The organism is Streptomyces sp. 378, from assembly GCF_030124145.1.
Classification (GTDB): Bacteria; Actinomycetota; Actinomycetes; order Streptomycetales; family Streptomycetaceae; genus Streptomyces.
On record NZ_JASKMS010000039.1, the window covers coordinates 1 to 16,066 of the forward strand.

A 16,066-nucleotide genomic window follows, 5' to 3' on the forward strand; every position below is an offset into this window, starting at 1 on the left:
GTGCGCCGCGCCCGCCCGGTGCCCCCGGCGCGCCCGGCGGGCCGGGCCCGGTGCATCACGCGGAGACCATGCTGGCCGCGCCCCCGGCGGGCGGCCCCGGTGTGCCTCCGCCTCCGCAGGCCCCCGGCGCACCTCCCGCCGCGCCGGGTGCCCCGGGCATGCCCGGCGCACCCGGGCCGCACGGCGTGGTGCCCGGTGCGATGCCGCCGGGTGCGATGCCGCCGCCCGGTCAGCCCGTCCCCGGGCAGCCGCCCGCGTACGGCTATCCGCAGCAGCCCACCGGACAGCCGACCGTCGGCCCCGGCTACCAGGCCGTGCTGCGCTACCGCGCGCAGGACGGTTCCGAGCAGCAGCTGATCCGGCGTTCGGCGCCGGGCACGCCGCACCCGGAGTGGCAGATCTTCCACGAGCTGCGGGCCATGAACGTGCCCCCGGACCAGGTGCTGGAGCTGCACACCGAGCTGGAGTCGTGTGAACTGCCCGGTGCGTACTGCGCGCGGATGATCCGGGAGCAGTGGCCGCAGGCACGCATCACGTCCATCGCGCCGTACGGGACGGACCACGCGAGCCGGCAGCAGGGCATGCAGCAACTGCTGGCCCATCAGGGCGAGTTGCACCAGGTGGCGGACGGCCCGGCGCGTCCGGCTCCGGTGCGCGCTCCGCTGCCGCCGGTGCAGGCGGCGCCGCCGATCCCGCCGGAGGCCATCGGGCAGGAGCTGGGCGCCGCGTTCGGGCCGGGGGTGTTCCGGTTCGAGCACGCCGCGGTGTCGCGGCAGGGTGTGCCGCCGGTGGTGGCGCACACACTGGTGGCGGCCGGACTGCCCCTGGACATGGGTCCGTTCTTCTGGGCGCAGGCACAGCCGGGCCGGCCCGTTCCGACGCTGGCGGAGCTGGCGGCCGAGCGTGGTGTGCGGCCCGCAGCGGACGCGGGTTCCTATCTGGTGATGGGCAGCGACTTCGGCAAGGCGATCTGCGTGCAGTACGGCACGGCGAACATCGTCGCCGTGCCGGTGGAGGCCGGGCCGGGCGGGGCGCCCGTACCGCCGCAGTTCGTGAACACCGGGCTGCCGGAGTTCGCGCGCTGCCTGGCGCTGCTCGGGCGGATGTGGCGGCTGCGGTTCGGGCTGAACCAGGAGCAGGCGGGCCGCTGGACCGTCGACTTCCAGGCCCAGTTGGCCGCGCTCGACCCGGCGGCGCTCGGGTCGCCGGAGAGCTGGTGGTCGGTGCTGCTGGAGCAGATGTGGGACGGACTGCTGTGACGCCTCGCCGTTGAGGTGCCGCAAGGAGCCGGGTTCGGTCGCTCGTACGACCGGGCCCGGCTTCTTCGTGCCCGGGCCGGAGAAGAAGTCCGTGCCGGGCTGTCACACCTTCTGCCGTCGCTCCGTCAGTGCAGTGACAGTGACGCACCGCCCACACAGGAGGCAGAGATCATGCAGGCACGGATGACGAACCCGGCGTATGTCCTTTCCGGCGCGATGAAGGGCATCGGCACCCTCTTCCAGGCGATCGGGGAGGGCGGCCTGGCGCAGGACGTCGCGGAGATCGTCGGGCTGCGCGCCAGCCAGATCAACGGCTGCGGGGCCTGTGTGCACGGGCACGTCGCCAACCTCCGCAAGTCCGGGGTGAGCGAGGAGCGCATCGCGGCCGTCGCCGCCTGGCGGCACGCGCCCTGCTTCTCGGACGCCGAGCGCGCCGCGCTGAAGCTGACGGAGGCGATGACGCGGCTTTCCGACCTCTCCGGAGAGTCGGTGCCGGACGCGTTGTGGGACGAGGTGGCCGACCACTTCGACGAGAAGGAACTCTCCGCGCTGATCCTCACCGTCTCGGTCACCAACATGTTCAACCGCATCAACACGACCATCCAGGAGCCCGCGGGTACCACCTGGGGCTGACCGCGGTACGGCCCGGCCGTGGTCCCGTGACCTCTGAGCGGAGTGTCGGGTTATGGACACTTCCGTCTGATCCACCAAGATGTGCGCTGAATCATCCCATTTTTGGCGCGACTTCACGTCGGTGTGGTGGAGAGGGGTCCGGATGAGCAGCGCGACGGTGTCACCGCACGGCTTCACGGCCGTGCGGGGGCGCGGCTACCGTCCCGAGCAGGTCGACGCGTACGCCGAGGCCCTCTCCGCGGACCGGGACGCGGCGTGGGAGAGAGCAGCCCGGCTGACGGTGCTCGCCCGGCGGATGGGCGAGGAACTGGCGCTGCTGCGTGAGGTTGTGGCGCGGCTGGCCCCGCAGACCTACGAGACGCTCGGGGAGCGGGCGCGGCGGCTCTTCGAACTCGGCGAGCAGGAGGCCGCGGCCGTGAGGGAAGGGGCGCGGCGGGAGGCGCGGCAGTGCGTGGACGGGGCGCGGGCGTCCGCGACCGGTCTGCGTGAGGCCGCGCAGGCGCACGCCGACGCCGTGCGCGCCGACGCCGATGAACGTGCCCGGCAGCGGCTGCTGGCGGCCCGCGCCGAGGCCGACGAGATCCGGGACGTGGCCCGGCGTGAGGCGCGGGACCAGCGGGGCGAGGCCGTGGCCGCGTTGCGGGAGATGAGGCTGCGGACCTCCGGGATGCTGGCCGAGCAGGACAAGGAACGCGCCGAGCGGTGGGCGGAGACCGAACGGGAAGAGACCGGCCGGGCGGCGGTCCTGGACGCGAGCCACGCGAAGGCGCGCACGCGCGCCGAGGAAGTGCTGTCCGACGCCGAGCAGGCCTTGGCCGACGCGGAGGATCTGGCCCGCGACCTGGAGGAAGAGGCCCACGCCCATGCGGCGGAGCTGGTCGCCCGGGCCCGCGGACACGCCGAGGCGGTGGAGGCGGAGACGGCCCGGCTCCTGCGCGATCACGCTGAGCGCCGAGACGAGGCCCGGGCCCACATCGACCGCGTCCACGCCAGCCTGACGGCTTGGGCGGTGCGGGTGGCGGCGGAGTGACATCGTCGGCGGGTGCTGCCCGTGGTGGGCGACGAGACGGACTCCGTCTCCCACCGGCCGGGCGGGCGCGCAGGCACGCCGGGTGCGCCCATGGGCGGCGGCACCTCGGCCGTGCCGTGGGTCTCCGACCGGCTGTGCGTGTGTGCGAGCGCGGGCGCACACACGCCCGGCGCGGCGACCACGGCCGTGTGACTCCCAGCGGCTGTGCGTGCGCCGGTCCACGCTCGGCGCCTCAATGCCCGGCGCAGGCACGCTCGGCGCCTCAACGCCCGGCGGCAGGCACGCCCGGCGCCTCCACGTTCGTCGTCTCCACGTCCGGCGCACGCACGCTCGGCGCCTCCACGCCCGGTGGCCGGCTCGGCCGTTCCTGTCCTCCCGTAGCGGGCCCCGGCTGCCGTGCCGGGCGTCGGCGCAGGGCGCGCCCGCACTGTGGTCGGGCCGCGCCGCGGAGGGGGCGCCTGGCCGAGCCCTGTCCCGGCCGGCCTGGCCGCCGGCCGGCCCCACCGCCGGCCGGCCTGGCCTGACCCGTCGTCCCCTGCGCCCGGGCAGCCCGCCCGGCGGCACGGCAAGCCGTCATCGGCCGCCGTGCCGTTCGCGTCAGTGGTCCCTGCGGGCCGCGCCCGCCAGGATCCAGCCCTCCACCGCCTCGTACCGGTGGCGTTGTTCCTCCGACTTGCGGTGGCCGGAGGCCATCGTGCCGAGCCAGCCGCAGGCGAAGCCGAGGGGGATGGAGAGCAGGCCCGTGGTGGTGAACGGGAACCAGTTGAAGTCGGCTTCGGGGAAGGCCGAGACGGGCGAGCCGGAGACCAGGTTGGTGCCCGGCATCAGCAGCAGTACCGCGAGGGAGCCGCCGATGAGCGTGCTGAGCAGGCCCGCTCGTGTGAAGCGCCGCCAGAACAGGCTGTAGACCAGGGCGGGTGCGATGGCCGAGGCACCCAGGCAGAAGGACAGCGTGACCAGCCATTGCAGGCTGCGGTGCTGGACCTGGGTGGCCAGGAAGATCGCGGGAATGCCCACGGCCACCGCCGACAGTCGCGCCATGGTCATCTCGCGGCGCGGCGACATCTCCTGCACCCGGGCCGCGAACACGTCGTGGGCGAGGGAGTTGGCGCAGGCCAGGATCATGCCGGCGACGGAGGCGAGCAGCGTGAGGAAGACCGCGGTGGTGATGGTCGTGAACAGGAACGTCTCGGCCGACGACACGTCCGCGCCGAACGCCGCCTGTGACCCCAGCAGATAGGCCGTGTTGCCCTGCGGGTCGACCTGCGCGATCAGTTCCCGCCCGACCAGCGCTGTCGCGCCGAAGCCGACGACGGTGATGATCAGCACGAACAGGGCCACGCCCGACACCGCCCAGGACATCGAACGCCGCACCTGCCGGGCGCTGGAGGCCGTGTACATGCGCATGGTGACGTGTGGCAGGACGCCGCCGCCGAGGACCACCGTGAGCTGCGCGGTGATCATGTCCAGGTCGGGGCTGGGGCCGCCTGCGAACTGCAGTCCCGAGGAGAGGAACGCCGAGCCGACACCGCTGTTCTGGGCGGCCGCGGCGAAGAGGGCTCCCGGGTCCCAGTCGAACCGGTGCAGGATCAGGACCGCGACCACCATGCCGGAGCCGAGCAGCATCACGATCTTCAGGATCTGGATGAGGGCGGTGCCCTTCATCCCGCCGATCGCCGCGTAGCTGATCATCAGCGCGCCGACGCCGATGATGCAGCCCGTCTGCAGTGACTCGCCGGAGAAGCCGAGGATGAACGCCATGAGCTGCCCGGTCCCCGCCAACTGGACCACCATCAGCGGCAGCAGCGCCGTCAGGGTGACCGCGCAGGCCGCGATGCGGACAGCGCGGCCCGGCATCCGACGGGTCAGCGCGTCGCCCATGGTGAACCGGCCCGCGTTGCGCAGCGGTTCGGCCAGCAGGAACATCAGCAGCATCAGCGACAGGGCCGTGCTCAGCGCCAGCACGATCCCGTCGTAGCCGAACAGCGCGATGACGCCGCCGGTGCCCAGGACGGTCGCGGCGGAGATGTAGTCGCCGGCGATGGCCAGGCCGTTGCGCATGGGGGACAGCGAGCTGTAGCCGGTGTAGAACTCGTCCAGGTCGTCCCGGTCCGGGCCCGTCATCACGCACAGCAGCAGCGTGATCGTGGCGACGGCGGAGAAGCCGACGAGGGACATGGCCTGGGCGTTGCCGCTGAATTCGGTGGTCACCGTGCTCCCTCCCGCTTGGCGTCCAGCTCGGCATGCCTGCGGATCCGGTCCGCGATCGGGTCGACGCGGCGGCGGGCCGTCTGCTCGTACAGGGCGATCGCCAGCCAGGTCACGGGAACCTGGATGAGCGCGAGGAGCAGACCGGTGGGCAGGCCGTCGGTGACGGTGCTCGTCATGAACGAGGGTGCGAACGCCGACAGGATGAGGAACAGAAGGAAGTAGCCGAGCGCCGTGAGCGTGGCCACGCGCCGCTGCCAGCGGTAGGCGCTGCGCAGAACGCGCAGATCGCTGTGCTGCCCGAGCGCGGCATGGCGCTGGGGACGCCGGCCGGCCGGTTCGGGCGCCTCCTGCGGTGCCCAGGGGTAGGTGTCGTACGCGTACGGGTACGGGGACGGGTCGTGGGACGGTGACGGACCGGGTGGTCGGTACGGGTGCGACGGGGACGGGTCGTAGGACATCCCGGTGCTCCTTGCGAGGGTGGGATCCGGTGCGGCGGACCGCAGGGAGGTGGGGGGTGGGAGCCACGCACGCTACTGCGGAGTAGGGGCTGAGCGCGAGGGTTTCCGCAAACTGATCGGTCGGTATGCGCTTACCTTGCCGACCTGGGGTGTTACCCGCGTTAACCCGGCTTTCTCACACGAGCCGGCGCTCGTGGCGCACTCCCGGCCGGCCGCCCACCGTCGTGTCCCCCACCCGCGTGAAGCCGCTGCGGGCCAGGACCCTCAGGGAAGCGGGATTGTCCAGGGTCGTGACCGCGGTGAGCGACGTCAGGCCGTAGTCGGTGGCGGCCAGCCGGCACACCTGCGCGACGGCCGCCGTCGCCACACCCCGGCCGGCGGCGCGTTCGCCGACGCGGTAGCCGAGTTCGGCGCTGCCGTCCGCCAGGTCCACCAGGTTCACCCGGCCGATCACCCCGCCCTCCTCCCCGAGGACCACGTGGAAGCGGCACACGCGCGCGTGCTGTTCGTCGAGGAGCGCCCCGAGGCGTGCGGCGAAACCCTCAGGGGTGAAGAAGGCGTCCCCCCGGTCCGGCACGGTGCGCGCGAAGTACGCCCGGTTCTCCCGCTCGAAGGCCAGCAGCGCGTCCGCGTGGTCGGCCCGGAGGGGCTCCAAGGTCACCATGGGCGCGAGGATACGGACCATCAGTCCTTGAGCACCGGGAATTTCCGGGGCGCGAGGAACAGCAGCACCAGGAACGCCAGGGCCGCCGCACCCGCCGCGCCCAGGTAGACCGCGTGCACGGCGTCGGCGATCGCCCGTCTGGTCGTCTCCGGCGCGGTGCCCGCATCGAGCGCCCGCGTCACCGAGTCCAGGTCGCCCGCGCCGCCGAGCCGCGCGGCCAGGACCCCGTTGGCGACCGCGCCGAACACCGCCGCGCCGATCGTCTGGCCGGTCTGACGGCAGAACAGCACGGACGCGGTCGTCGTACCCCGCTCCGCCCAGCCCACCGTCGACTGCACACCGACGATGAGCGGCAGTTGGAACAGACCCAGCGCGGCGCCGAGCAGCAGCATCAGCAGCGTCGGCTGCCACGCCTGCCCGGGGTACGGCAGGAAGGGGAAGGCGAACAGGATCAGCGCGGCCGTGCCGATGCCCAGCATCGCCGTGTTGCGGAAGCCGATCCTGCGGTACACGTGCTGGCTCAGCGCCGCCGACACCGGCCAGCTCAACGTCCAGACGGACAGCACGAATCCGGCGGCCACGGGCGCGAGGCCCAGCACCGACTGGGCGTAGGTGGGCAGGAAGACCGACGGCGCGACCATCAGCAGGCCCAGCGCGCCCAGGGCCAGATTGACCGCGGCGATCGTACGGCGCCGCCACACCCAGCCGGGGATGATCGGCTCCGCGGCCCGGCGCTCCACCAGCACCACGACCCCGACCAGGGCGAGTCCCGCGCCGAACAGCCCCAGGGAGGGCGCCGACAGCCATGGCCACGCCACCCCGCCCTGCACGAGAGCCGTGAGCAGCACGCCGCCGCAGGCGAACACCGCGAGCGCGCCCGCCCAGTCCACGCGCGCGTGCGCGGTGGCTTCCCGCTCCGGCTCGTGGAGGTGACGGACGATCAGCCACAGCGCGACCGCGCCGATCGGCAGATTGATCAGGAAGATCCAGCGCCAGTCCGCGTACGCGGCGAGCACCCCGCCGAGTCCGGGGCCGGCGACCGCGGACACCGCCCACACCGTGGACAGCTTCGCCTGGATCTTGGGACGGTCCTTCAAGGGATACAGGTCGGCGGCGAGCGTCTGCACCGTGCCCTGGAGCGCGCCGCCGCCCAGGCCCTGCACGACGCGGAAGGCGATGAGCGCCCCCATGTTCCAGGCCAGCGCGCACAGCGCGGACCCGAGGAGGAAGACCACCGAGCCCGCTACCAGCACCGGTTTGCGGCCGAAGGTGTCGGAGAGCTTGCCGTACACGGGCAGGGTGACGGTCACGGCCAGCAGGTAACCGGAGAAGAGCCAGGAGAAGACGGAGAAACCGCCGAGGTCCCCGACGATCTGCGGGACGGCGGTCGAGACGATGGTGGCGTCGAGGGCGGCCAGCGCCATCGAGAGCATCAGCGCCGCCACGACGGCTCCGCGCCGGCCGGTCGTGGCGGGACGTGCGGCCTCGCGTGCCGCGGAACCGGTGCTGCCCACCCCGATGCCCCTCCCTCGCCCCGGCCGCACCCGCGTCCCGCCGCTTGTGCCTGCCCCTTGCATCTACCTGCCGCGGACAGCTTCTCACTTGACCCTGACGTCGCGGGAGGGTGGAGGCTGTGTGAGCCGACGGGTGGAGCGAACCCTGAGACGGTCTCCACCCTTGGGTGGACTGCCCCTAGGGGTACCTCCGTACTACGACCTGGGGAGGGTTCGTACCGACGGAGGATGAGACGGGGAGAGCCCCTTCCTTAACCTGGCTTTACGCCGCCGGGGGGCGGTGGGACACACCGCGGGGGTGGGGTTTTCCACAGTAGAAGACTGCGCTGAACACCAGGGCGCACGACCCCTCCCCGCCGCGAGACTTGAAACGCACCGGACGCACCGGAGCACCGGAGGCACCTGACGGACCGCACGGTCCGGCGAGGCGCACAGCGGCTGCCGACCAGGCGACCGCCTTCACCAACCGCTGACCGATATAGGAGACATACCGTGACATCGGCTGTAACCATTCCCAGGCACGGGGGCACTGGAGGGCGTACGGCCGTTGCCGCGCGGGCGCGGCAGGTCGTGAAGGCGTACGGATCCGGTGAGACGCGTGTCGTCGCCCTCGATCACGTCGACGTGGACATCGCACGCGGCCAGTTCACCGCGATCATGGGCCCCTCGGGGTCCGGCAAGTCCACCCTGATGCACTGCCTGGCCGGCCTCGACACCGTGACGAGCGGTCAGATCTACCTCGACGAGACCGAGATCACCGGTCTGAAGGACAAGAAGCTCACGCGGCTGCGCCGGGACCGGATCGGGTTCATCTTCCAGGCGTTCAACCTGCTGCCGACGCTGAACGCGATCGAGAACATCACCCTGCCCATGGACATCGCGGGCCGCAAGCCGGACAAGGAGTGGCTGACGCGGGTGGTGGAGACCGTCGGACTCGCCGACCGCCTCAAGCACCGGCCCACCCAGCTCTCCGGCGGCCAGCAGCAGCGCGTCGCCGTGGCGCGGGCCCTCGCCGCCCGGCCCGAGATCATCTTCGGCGACGAGCCGACCGGAAACCTCGACTCCCGCGCCGGCGCCGAGGTCCTCGGCTTCCTGCGCCGGTCCGTCGACGATCTGGGCCAGACCATCGTCATGGTCACCCACGACCCGGTCGCCGCGAGCTACGCGGACCGCGTGCTGTACCTCGCCGACGGCCGCATCGTCGACGAGATGTTCAAGCCGACCGCGGAGGCCGTTCTGGACCGCATGAAGGACTTCGACGCCCGGGGGCGTACGTCATGACCGTCATGAAGACCTCCATGCGCAACTTCCTCGCGCACAAGGGGCGCATGGCGCTCTCCGCGATCGCCGTGCTGCTGTCGGTGGCCTTCGTCTGCGGCACGCTCGTCTTCACGGACACCATGACCACCACCTTCGACAAGCTCTTCGCGGCCACCTCCTCCGACGTGACGGTGAGCGCCAAGGGCGCCTCCGACACCGGCCAGACCACCGCCGACAACGGCAAGCCGCCGGTCATGCCGGCCTCCGTGCTGGGCGAGGTCCGCAAGGCGCAGGGCGTGAAGTCCGCCGAGGGCACGGTGTTCTCCACCTCGGTGACCGTCGTCGACGCCGACAAGGACAGCCTGTCGCCCACCAGCGGCGGCCCGACCATCGTCGGCAGCTGGAACAACAACGACGCCCGCACCATGAAGATCACCTCCGGTGCGGCGCCCAAGAGCGCCGACCAGGTCATGGTCGACGCCGACACCGCCGACAAGCACGACCTGAAGCTCGGCGACGAGATCGGCGTGATCAGTGCCATCGGCACCCACACCGCGAAGATCTCCGGCATCGCCGACTTCACCGTCACCAACCCCGGCGCCGCGATCTTCTACCTCGACACCGAGACCGCCCAGCGCACGCTGGTCGGCGAGAGTGACGTCTACACCAACGTCAACGTCACCGCGGCCGCCGGTGTCAGCGACGCACAGCTGAAGAAGAACGTCACGGCCGAACTCGGTGGCGACTTCCAGGTGCAGACGGCCAAGGAGGCCGCCGACGCCAACCAGAAGGAGGTCGCGGGCTTCATGAACGTCATGAAGTACGCGATGCTCGGCTTCGCCGGGATCGCCTTCCTCGTCGGCATCTTCCTGATCATCAACACCTTCTCCATGCTGGTCGCCCAGCGCACCCGGGAGATCGGCCTGATGCGGGCCATCGGCTCCTCCCGCAAGCAGGTCAACCGCTCCGTCCTGGCCGAGGCACTGCTGCTCGGTGTCGTCGGCTCCGTGCTCGGGGTCGGCGCGGGCGTCGGCCTCGCGATCGGCCTGATGAAGCTCATGGGCCAGATCGGCATGGAACTGTCCACCGACGACCTCACGGTGGCCTGGACGACCCCGGTGGTCGGCCTCGTCCTCGGCGTGATCGTCACCGTGCTGGCCGCCTACCTGCCCGCCCGGCGCGCCGGCAAGATCTCCCCGATGGCCGCACTGCGCGACGCGGGAGCCCCCGCGGACGCCAAGGCGGGCTGGATCCGCGCCGCCATCGGAACGGTCCTCACCGGCACCGGCGGCCTCGCCCTCTACCTGGCGGCGGCGGCCGACAAGGCCACGGACGGCTCCCTGTGGCTCGGCCTCGGCGTGGTGCTGACGCTGATCGGCTTCGTCGTCATCGGCCCGCTGCTCGCCGGCGGTGTGGTCCGCGTCCTCGGCGCCGTCCTGCTCCGCATGTTCGGCCCCGTGGGCCGCATGGCCGAGCGCAACGCCCTGCGCAACCCGCGCCGCACCGGCGCGACCGGCGCCGCCCTGATGATCGGCCTCGCCCTGGTGGCGTGCCTGTCCGTGGTCGGCTCCTCCATGGTGGCGTCCGCCACCGACCAGCTCGACAAGACCGTCGGCACGGACTTCATCATCCAGTCCGACAGCGGTCAGCTGGTCACCCCGCAGGCGGTCGAGGCCGTGAAGTCGTCGCCCGACCTGGCGCGGGTCACCGAGTACAAGTGGACCAAGGCCGACTTCACCACCCCTGACGGCAAGACGCTCAAGGACACGGCGATCACGGCGGCCGACCCGTCGTACGCGACCGACCTGCGCACCGAGACGGTCGCCGGCAAGCTCCCCGACGCCTACAAGCCCGACTCCATGTCGGTCCACGAGAAGTTCGCAGAGGACCACGGCATCAGCCTCGGCTCCAAGATCAAGGTCGCCTTCAAGGACGGCTCCGCCGCCGACCTCACGGTCCGGGCGATCACCAGCAGCGACGTCGTGATCGACGCGGGCGCGATGTACATGTCCATCTCGACGATGGCCAAGTACGTCCCGGCCGACAAGATGCCCCTGGACTCGCTGGTCTTCGCCAGCGCCAAGGAAGGGCAGACGGACGCCGCCTACAAGTCCCTGAAGTCGGCCCTGCACGACTACCCGCAGTACACCGTGCGCGACCAGACCGACTACAAGGACGCCCTGAAGGACCAGATCGGCCAGCTGCTCAACATGATCTACGGCCTGCTGGCCCTGGCGATCATCGTCGCCATCCTGGGCGTGGTGAACACCCTGGCCCTGTCGGTGGTGGAGCGCACCAGGGAGATCGGCCTGATGCGGGCGATCGGCCTCTCCCGCCGCCAGCTGCGCCGCATGATCCGCATGGAGTCGGTCGTCATCGCCCTCTTCGGCGCCCTGCTGGGCCTCGGACTGGGCATGGGCTGGGGCGCCACGGCACAGCAGCTGCTCGCCCTGGAGGGCCTGATGGTCCTGGACATCCCCTGGCCGACGATCATCGGGGTCTTCATCAGCTCTGCGTTCGTGGGCCTGTTCGCGGCACTGATCCCGGCGTTCCGGGCGGGCCGGATGAACGTCCTGAACGCGATCGCGACGGAGTAGCCGACGGCTGCGACCGCCGCCCGAGAGCCACCGCACACGGGGGTTGCGGGGGATGGGTCCGCCCCGGAGGTATCCACCTCGGGGGCGGGCCTGCGGCTTGCCCCCCGACGGTGGGCGGCCACTCCGGCCCGGCGCCACGCCGGGGGCCTTCGCCCGCCGGGTGGTCCTGCCGGCGAGCTGCCCGGCCCGGCCCGCCTGTGGCACCGGTGATGTGTCGCCGGGCTCCCCTGCCTGTGACCCCGCGGAGGAGCAGCCCGACGACGGGCCCGGCGACTCGCCGCCGTCCACTGTGCGGCGGCACGGATCTCCGCGCCGGCCGGACTCGCTGCCGATCGCTGTCCGGCCGCACGGGATCTCCGCACTGGCCCGCCCCGCCCCGCCCGTTTCCCCACAAGGCCGCACTCGGCGAGGAGGCACGGCGCCCGGGCGCGGACGCCGGGCGCCGCCGACCACCGCAGCCGCCGGAGCAGGTCGTGCCGCCGACCACCGCAGCCGCCGGCCCGGCCCCGGTCCCGGTCCCGGCCCCTGGAGAATGGGCGTTATTCGGAGAACGGGCGTTATCCACAGGCCCGCCGTGCGGGCGCGCATCGTCGTACGCTGGAGACCCCCCGGCCCGCGGCGCGCGTCGGGCCCGTCGTGTTGCCCACCCCCTGGACGGAAAACGCCCCCATGAGCCTGCACGGTCTGCTCGACGCCGTAGTCAAGGATGCTGCCCTCGCAGAAGCGATCAGGGCGGCTGCCGACGGCAACCGCATGCACGTCGACCTGGTCGGCCCCCCGGCCGCGCGCCCCTTCGCGGTCGCCGCCCTGGCCCGCGACACGGGCCGCCCGGTGCTGGCGGTCACGGCCACGGGCCGCGAGGCGGAGGACCTGGCCGCTGCCCTGCGCTCCCTGCTCCCGCCGGAGGGAGTCGTGGAGTACCCGTCCTGGGAGACACTCCCGCACGAGCGGCTCAGCCCCCGCAGCGACACCGTCGGCCGCCGCCTGGCCGTGCTGCGCCGCCTGGCGCACCCGCGCCCCGACGACCCCGAGACCGGCCCCGTCTCGGTCGTCGTGGCGCCCGTCCGGTCCGTGCTCCAGCCGCAGGTCAAGGGGCTCGGCGACTTGGAGCCGGTCGCCCTGAGGACCGGGCAGAGCACCGACCTCAACGAGATCGTCGAAGCCCTCGCGGCAGCCGCCTACGCGCGCGTGGAGCTCGTCGAGAAGCGCGGCGAGTTCGCCGTGCGCGGCGGCATTCTCGACGTCTTCCCGCCCACCGAGGAACACCCCCTGCGCGTCGAGTTCTGGGGTGACGACGTCGAGGAGATCCGCTACTTCAAGGTCGCCGACCAGCGCTCCCTCGAAGTCGCCGAGCACGGCCTGTGGGCGCCGCCGTGCCGCGAGCTGCTGCTCACCGACGACGTCCGCGCCCGTGCGCGTGCCCTGGCCGAACAGCATCCCGAACTGGGTGAACTCCTCGGCAAGATCGCCGAGGGCATCGCCGTCGAGGGCATGGAGTCCCTCGCTCCGGTCCTGGTCGACGACATGGAGCTGCTGCTCGACGTGCTGCCGAAGGGCGCCATGGCCGTGGTGTGCGACCCGGAGCGGGTCCGCACACGCGCGTCGGACCTGGTGGCCACCTCGCAGGAGTTCCTCCAGGCCTCCTGGGCGGCCACCGCAGGAGGCGGCGAGGCCCCCATCGACGTCGGCGCGGCCTCCCTGTGGTCCCTCGCGGACGTCCGGGAACGGGCCCGCGAGCTGGAGATGATGTGGTGGTCGGTGTCGCCGTTCGCCGCGGACGAGGAGCTGGACGCGGGCACCCTGAAGCTCGGCATGCACGCCCCGGAGACCTACCGCGGCGACACCGCCAAGGCCCTCGCCGACACCAAGGGCTGGCTCGCCGACGGCTGGCGCGCGGTGTTCGTCACCGAGGGCCACGGCCCGGCCGCCCGTACCGTCGAGGTGCTGGGCGGCGAGGGCATCGCGGCCCGCCTCGATTCCGACCTCGGCGAGATCTCCCCGTCCCTCGTGCACGTGGCGTGCGGCTCGATCGACCACGGTTTCGTCGACTCGGCCCTCAGACTCGCCGTCCTGACCGAGACGGACCTGTCGGGGCAGAAGGCGTCCGGCCGCGAGGGCGCCCGGATGCCGGCCCGCCGCCGCAAGACCGTCGACCCGCTCACCCTGGAGGCGGGCGACTACATCGTCCACGAGCAGCACGGCGTGGGCCGCTACATCGAGATGGTGCAGCGCACCGTGCAGGGCGCGACCCGCGAGTATCTGGTCGTCGAGTACGCCCCCGCCAAGCGCGGCCAGCCCGGCGACCGCCTCTACATCCCCACCGACCAGCTGGAGCAGATCACCAAGTACGTCGGTGGCGAGGCCCCCACCCTGCACCGCCTCGGCGGCGCCGACTGGACGAAGACGAAGGCCCGCGCCAAGAAGGCCGTCAAGGAGATCGCGGCCGACCTGATCAAGCTGTACAGCGCGCGCATGGCCGCCCCCGGGCACGCCTTCGGCGCGGACACCCCCTGGCAGCGGGAACTGGAGGACGCCTTCCCCTACGCGGAGACGCCCGACCAGCTCACCACCATCGCCGAGGTCAAGGAGGACATGGAGAAGACGGTCCCCATGGACCGCCTGATCTGCGGCGACGTCGGTTACGGCAAGACCGAGATCGCGGTCCGCGCCGCCTTCAAGGCCGTCCAGGACGGCAAGCAGGTGGCCGTCCTGGTGCCCACGACCCTGCTGGTGCAGCAGCACTTCGGCACGTTCAGCGAGCGGTACGCGCAGTTCCCGGTGAGGGTGAAGGCCCTGTCCCGCTTCCAGTCCGACACCGAGGCCAAGGCGACCCTGGAGGGCCTGCGCGAGGGCTCGGTCGACATCGTGATCGGCACGCACCGGCTGTTCTCGTCCGAGACGAAGTTCAAGGACCTGGGCCTGGTCATCGTCGACGAGGAGCAGCGCTTCGGCGTCGAGCACAAGGAACAGCTGAAGAAGCTCCGTGCCAACGTCGACGTGCTGACGATGTCCGCGACCCCGATTCCCCGGACCCTGGAGATGGCGGTCACCGGCATCCGCGAGATGTCCACGATCACCACCCCGCCGGAGGAGCGCCACCCGGTGCTCACCTTCGTCGGGCCTTACGAGGAGAAGCAGATCGGCGCCGCGATCCGCCGCGAGCTGCTGCGCGAGGGCCAGGTCTTCTACATCCACAACCGCGTCGAGTCGATCGACCGGGCCACAGCCCGGCTGCGCGAGATCGTCCCAGAGGCGCGGATCGCCACCGCCCACGGACAGATGTCGGAGGCGGCGCTGGAGCAGGTCGTCGTCGACTTCTGGGAGAAGAAGTTCGACGTGCTGGTCTCCACGACGATCGTGGAGTCCGGCATCGACATCTCCAACGCCAACACCCTGATCGTGGAGCGCGGCGACAACTTCGGCCTGTCCCAGCTGCACCAGCTGCGCGGCCGGGTGGGCCGTGGCCGCGAGCGCGGCTACGCCTACTTCCTCTACCCGCCGGAGAAGCCGCTGACCGAGACCGCGCACGAGCGGCTCGCGACCATCGCCCAGCACACGGAGATGGGCGCCGGCATGTACGTCGCCATGAAGGACCTGGAGATCCGCGGCGCGGGCAACCTCCTGGGCGGTGAGCAGTCCGGCCACATCGCGGGCGTCGGCTTCGACCTGTACGTGCGCATGGTCGGCGAGGCCGTCGCCGACTACCGGCGCCAGCTGGAGACCGGCGAGATCGAGGAGGAGCCGCCGCTCGACGTCAAGATCGAGCTGCCCGTCGACGCGCACGTCCCGCACGACTACGCGCCGGGCGAGCGGCTCCGCCTCCAGGTCTACCGCGCCATCGCCTCCGCCAACTCGGAGGAGGACATCAAGGCGGTCCGCGAGGAACTCGCCGACCGCTACGGCAAGCTGCCCGAGCCGGTGGAGAACCTGCTGCTCGTCGCGGGCCTGCGCATGTTCGCTCGGGCGTGCGGCGTCGGCGAGATCGTGCTGCAGGGCAACAACATCCGGTTCGCGCCGGTGGAGTTGCGCGAGTCGCAGGAGCTGCGGCTCAAGCGGCTGTACCCCGGGGTCGTCATCAAGCCGGCGGCGCACCAGGTGCTGGTACCGCGCCCGAAGACCGCGAAGGTGGGCGGGAAGCCGCTGGTCGGACGGGAACTGCTGGCATGGGTCGGGGAGTTCCTCACCTCGATCCTGGGATCCTGACACCCCCTCGGCCGAACCACGTCAGGCCACCGGCCACACGCGCCCGCCGGTGGCCTGGTGCCGATCCGTCGCCGGTTGTGTGGGCGGGTTGACGGTCTGGTGCCGGGCCGCCGCCGGTTGGAGGGGCGCGCGCTGGTGGTGTTGTACCGGGGCTGCCGTCGGTTGGAGGGGCGCGCCGGTGGTCTGGTGTCGATAGATGCGAAACGCGAAGAACGCACAGTGAGGCCCCATGTGGCC

At 72.0% G+C, this 16,066-nt stretch carries 11 protein-coding genes; 7 read left to right on the forward strand and 4 right to left on the reverse strand.

All coding sequences use genetic code 11. The annotated features are described in order from the left end of the window. From QNO09_RS34975 to QNO09_RS34990, 4 genes are all read left to right on the forward strand, one after another. On the forward strand, window positions 1-1,259 hold a 1,259-nt coding region (locus QNO09_RS34975), incomplete at its 5' end, for an SUKH-4 family immunity protein (RefSeq protein WP_283974259.1). 171 nt (window positions 1,260-1,430) lie between these two features. Further along, on the forward strand, window positions 1,431-1,892 hold the full coding sequence (locus QNO09_RS34980; protein ID WP_283974260.1) for a carboxymuconolactone decarboxylase family protein: 462 nt from the start codon (window positions 1,431-1,433) through the stop codon (window positions 1,890-1,892). Between the two features lie 142 nt (window positions 1,893-2,034). After that, on the forward strand, window positions 2,035-2,922 hold the full coding sequence (locus tag QNO09_RS34985; protein WP_283974261.1) for a cellulose-binding protein: 888 nt from the start codon (window positions 2,035-2,037) through the stop codon (window positions 2,920-2,922). Window positions 2,923-2,934: 12 nt separating this feature from the next. Next, complete coding sequence (locus QNO09_RS34990; protein WP_283974262.1) at window positions 2,935-3,114, forward strand: hypothetical protein; 180 nt, start codon at window positions 2,935-2,937, stop codon at window positions 3,112-3,114. A gap of 405 nt (window positions 3,115-3,519) precedes the next feature. On the opposite strand, the gene QNO09_RS34995 is transcribed toward QNO09_RS34990, so the two are convergent. The 4 genes from QNO09_RS34995 to QNO09_RS35010 form a co-directional block, all read right to left on the reverse strand. Continuing rightward, entirely contained in the window at window positions 3,520-5,133 is a 1,614-nt protein-coding gene (locus QNO09_RS34995; RefSeq protein ID WP_283974263.1) for a sodium/solute symporter, read from the reverse strand. Then, entirely contained in the window at window positions 5,130-5,591 is a 462-nt protein-coding gene (locus QNO09_RS35000) for a DUF485 domain-containing protein (RefSeq protein ID WP_283974264.1), read from the reverse strand. Before QNO09_RS35000 ends, QNO09_RS34995 begins: the two co-directional genes overlap by 4 nt. Before the next feature lie 175 nt (window positions 5,592-5,766). Then, the gene (locus QNO09_RS35005) at window positions 5,767-6,255 is read right to left on the reverse strand and encodes a GNAT family N-acetyltransferase (RefSeq protein WP_283974265.1); all 489 of its coding nucleotides are present in this window, start codon (window positions 6,253-6,255) and stop codon (window positions 5,767-5,769) included. Between the two features lie 20 nt (window positions 6,256-6,275). Continuing rightward, entirely contained in the window at window positions 6,276-7,769 is a 1,494-nt protein-coding gene (locus QNO09_RS35010) for an MFS transporter (RefSeq protein ID WP_283974266.1), read from the reverse strand. A gap of 492 nt (window positions 7,770-8,261) precedes the next feature. On the opposite strand from QNO09_RS35010, the gene QNO09_RS35015 reads away from it, so the two are divergent. The 3 genes from QNO09_RS35015 (at window position 8,262) to mfd (ending at window position 15,829) form a co-directional block, all read left to right on the forward strand. Continuing rightward, window positions 8,262-9,050: an ABC transporter ATP-binding protein gene (locus QNO09_RS35015; RefSeq protein ID WP_283974267.1), complete on the forward strand. Its 789-nt coding sequence runs from the start codon at window positions 8,262-8,264 to the stop codon at window positions 9,048-9,050. Next, window positions 9,047-11,626, forward strand: a complete 2,580-nt coding sequence (locus QNO09_RS35020; RefSeq protein ID WP_283974268.1) for an ABC transporter permease — start codon at window positions 9,047-9,049, stop codon at window positions 11,624-11,626. The genes QNO09_RS35015 and QNO09_RS35020 overlap by 4 nt, the downstream gene beginning before the upstream one ends. 669 nt (window positions 11,627-12,295) lie before the next feature. Next, the gene (mfd, locus tag QNO09_RS35025) at window positions 12,296-15,829 is read left to right on the forward strand and encodes a transcription-repair coupling factor (protein ID WP_283974269.1); all 3,534 of its coding nucleotides are present in this window, start codon (window positions 12,296-12,298) and stop codon (window positions 15,827-15,829) included. Window positions 15,830-16,066 lie beyond the last annotated feature (237 nt).

What these genes read in the sequence shown, in the direction of transcription:
- QNO09_RS34980 (WP_283974260.1), top strand. Translation starts at nt 1,431, where the DNA reads ATGCAGGCACGGATGACGAACCCGGCGTATGTCCTTTCCGGCGCGATG.
- QNO09_RS34985 (WP_283974261.1), top strand. Translation starts at nt 2,035, where the DNA reads ATGAGCAGCGCGACGGTGTCACCGCACGGCTTCACGGCCGTGCGGGGG.
- QNO09_RS35020 (WP_283974268.1), top strand. Translation starts at nt 9,047, where the DNA reads ATGACCGTCATGAAGACCTCCATGCGCAACTTCCTCGCGCACAAGGGG.
- QNO09_RS35005 (WP_283974265.1), bottom strand. Translation starts at nt 6,255, where the DNA reads ATGGTGACCTTGGAGCCCCTCCGGGCCGACCACGCGGACGCGCTGCTG.
- mfd (WP_283974269.1), top strand. Translation starts at nt 12,296, where the DNA reads ATGAGCCTGCACGGTCTGCTCGACGCCGTAGTCAAGGATGCTGCCCTC.
- QNO09_RS35000 (WP_283974264.1), bottom strand. Translation starts at nt 5,591, where the DNA reads ATGTCCTACGACCCGTCCCCGTCGCACCCGTACCGACCACCCGGTCCG.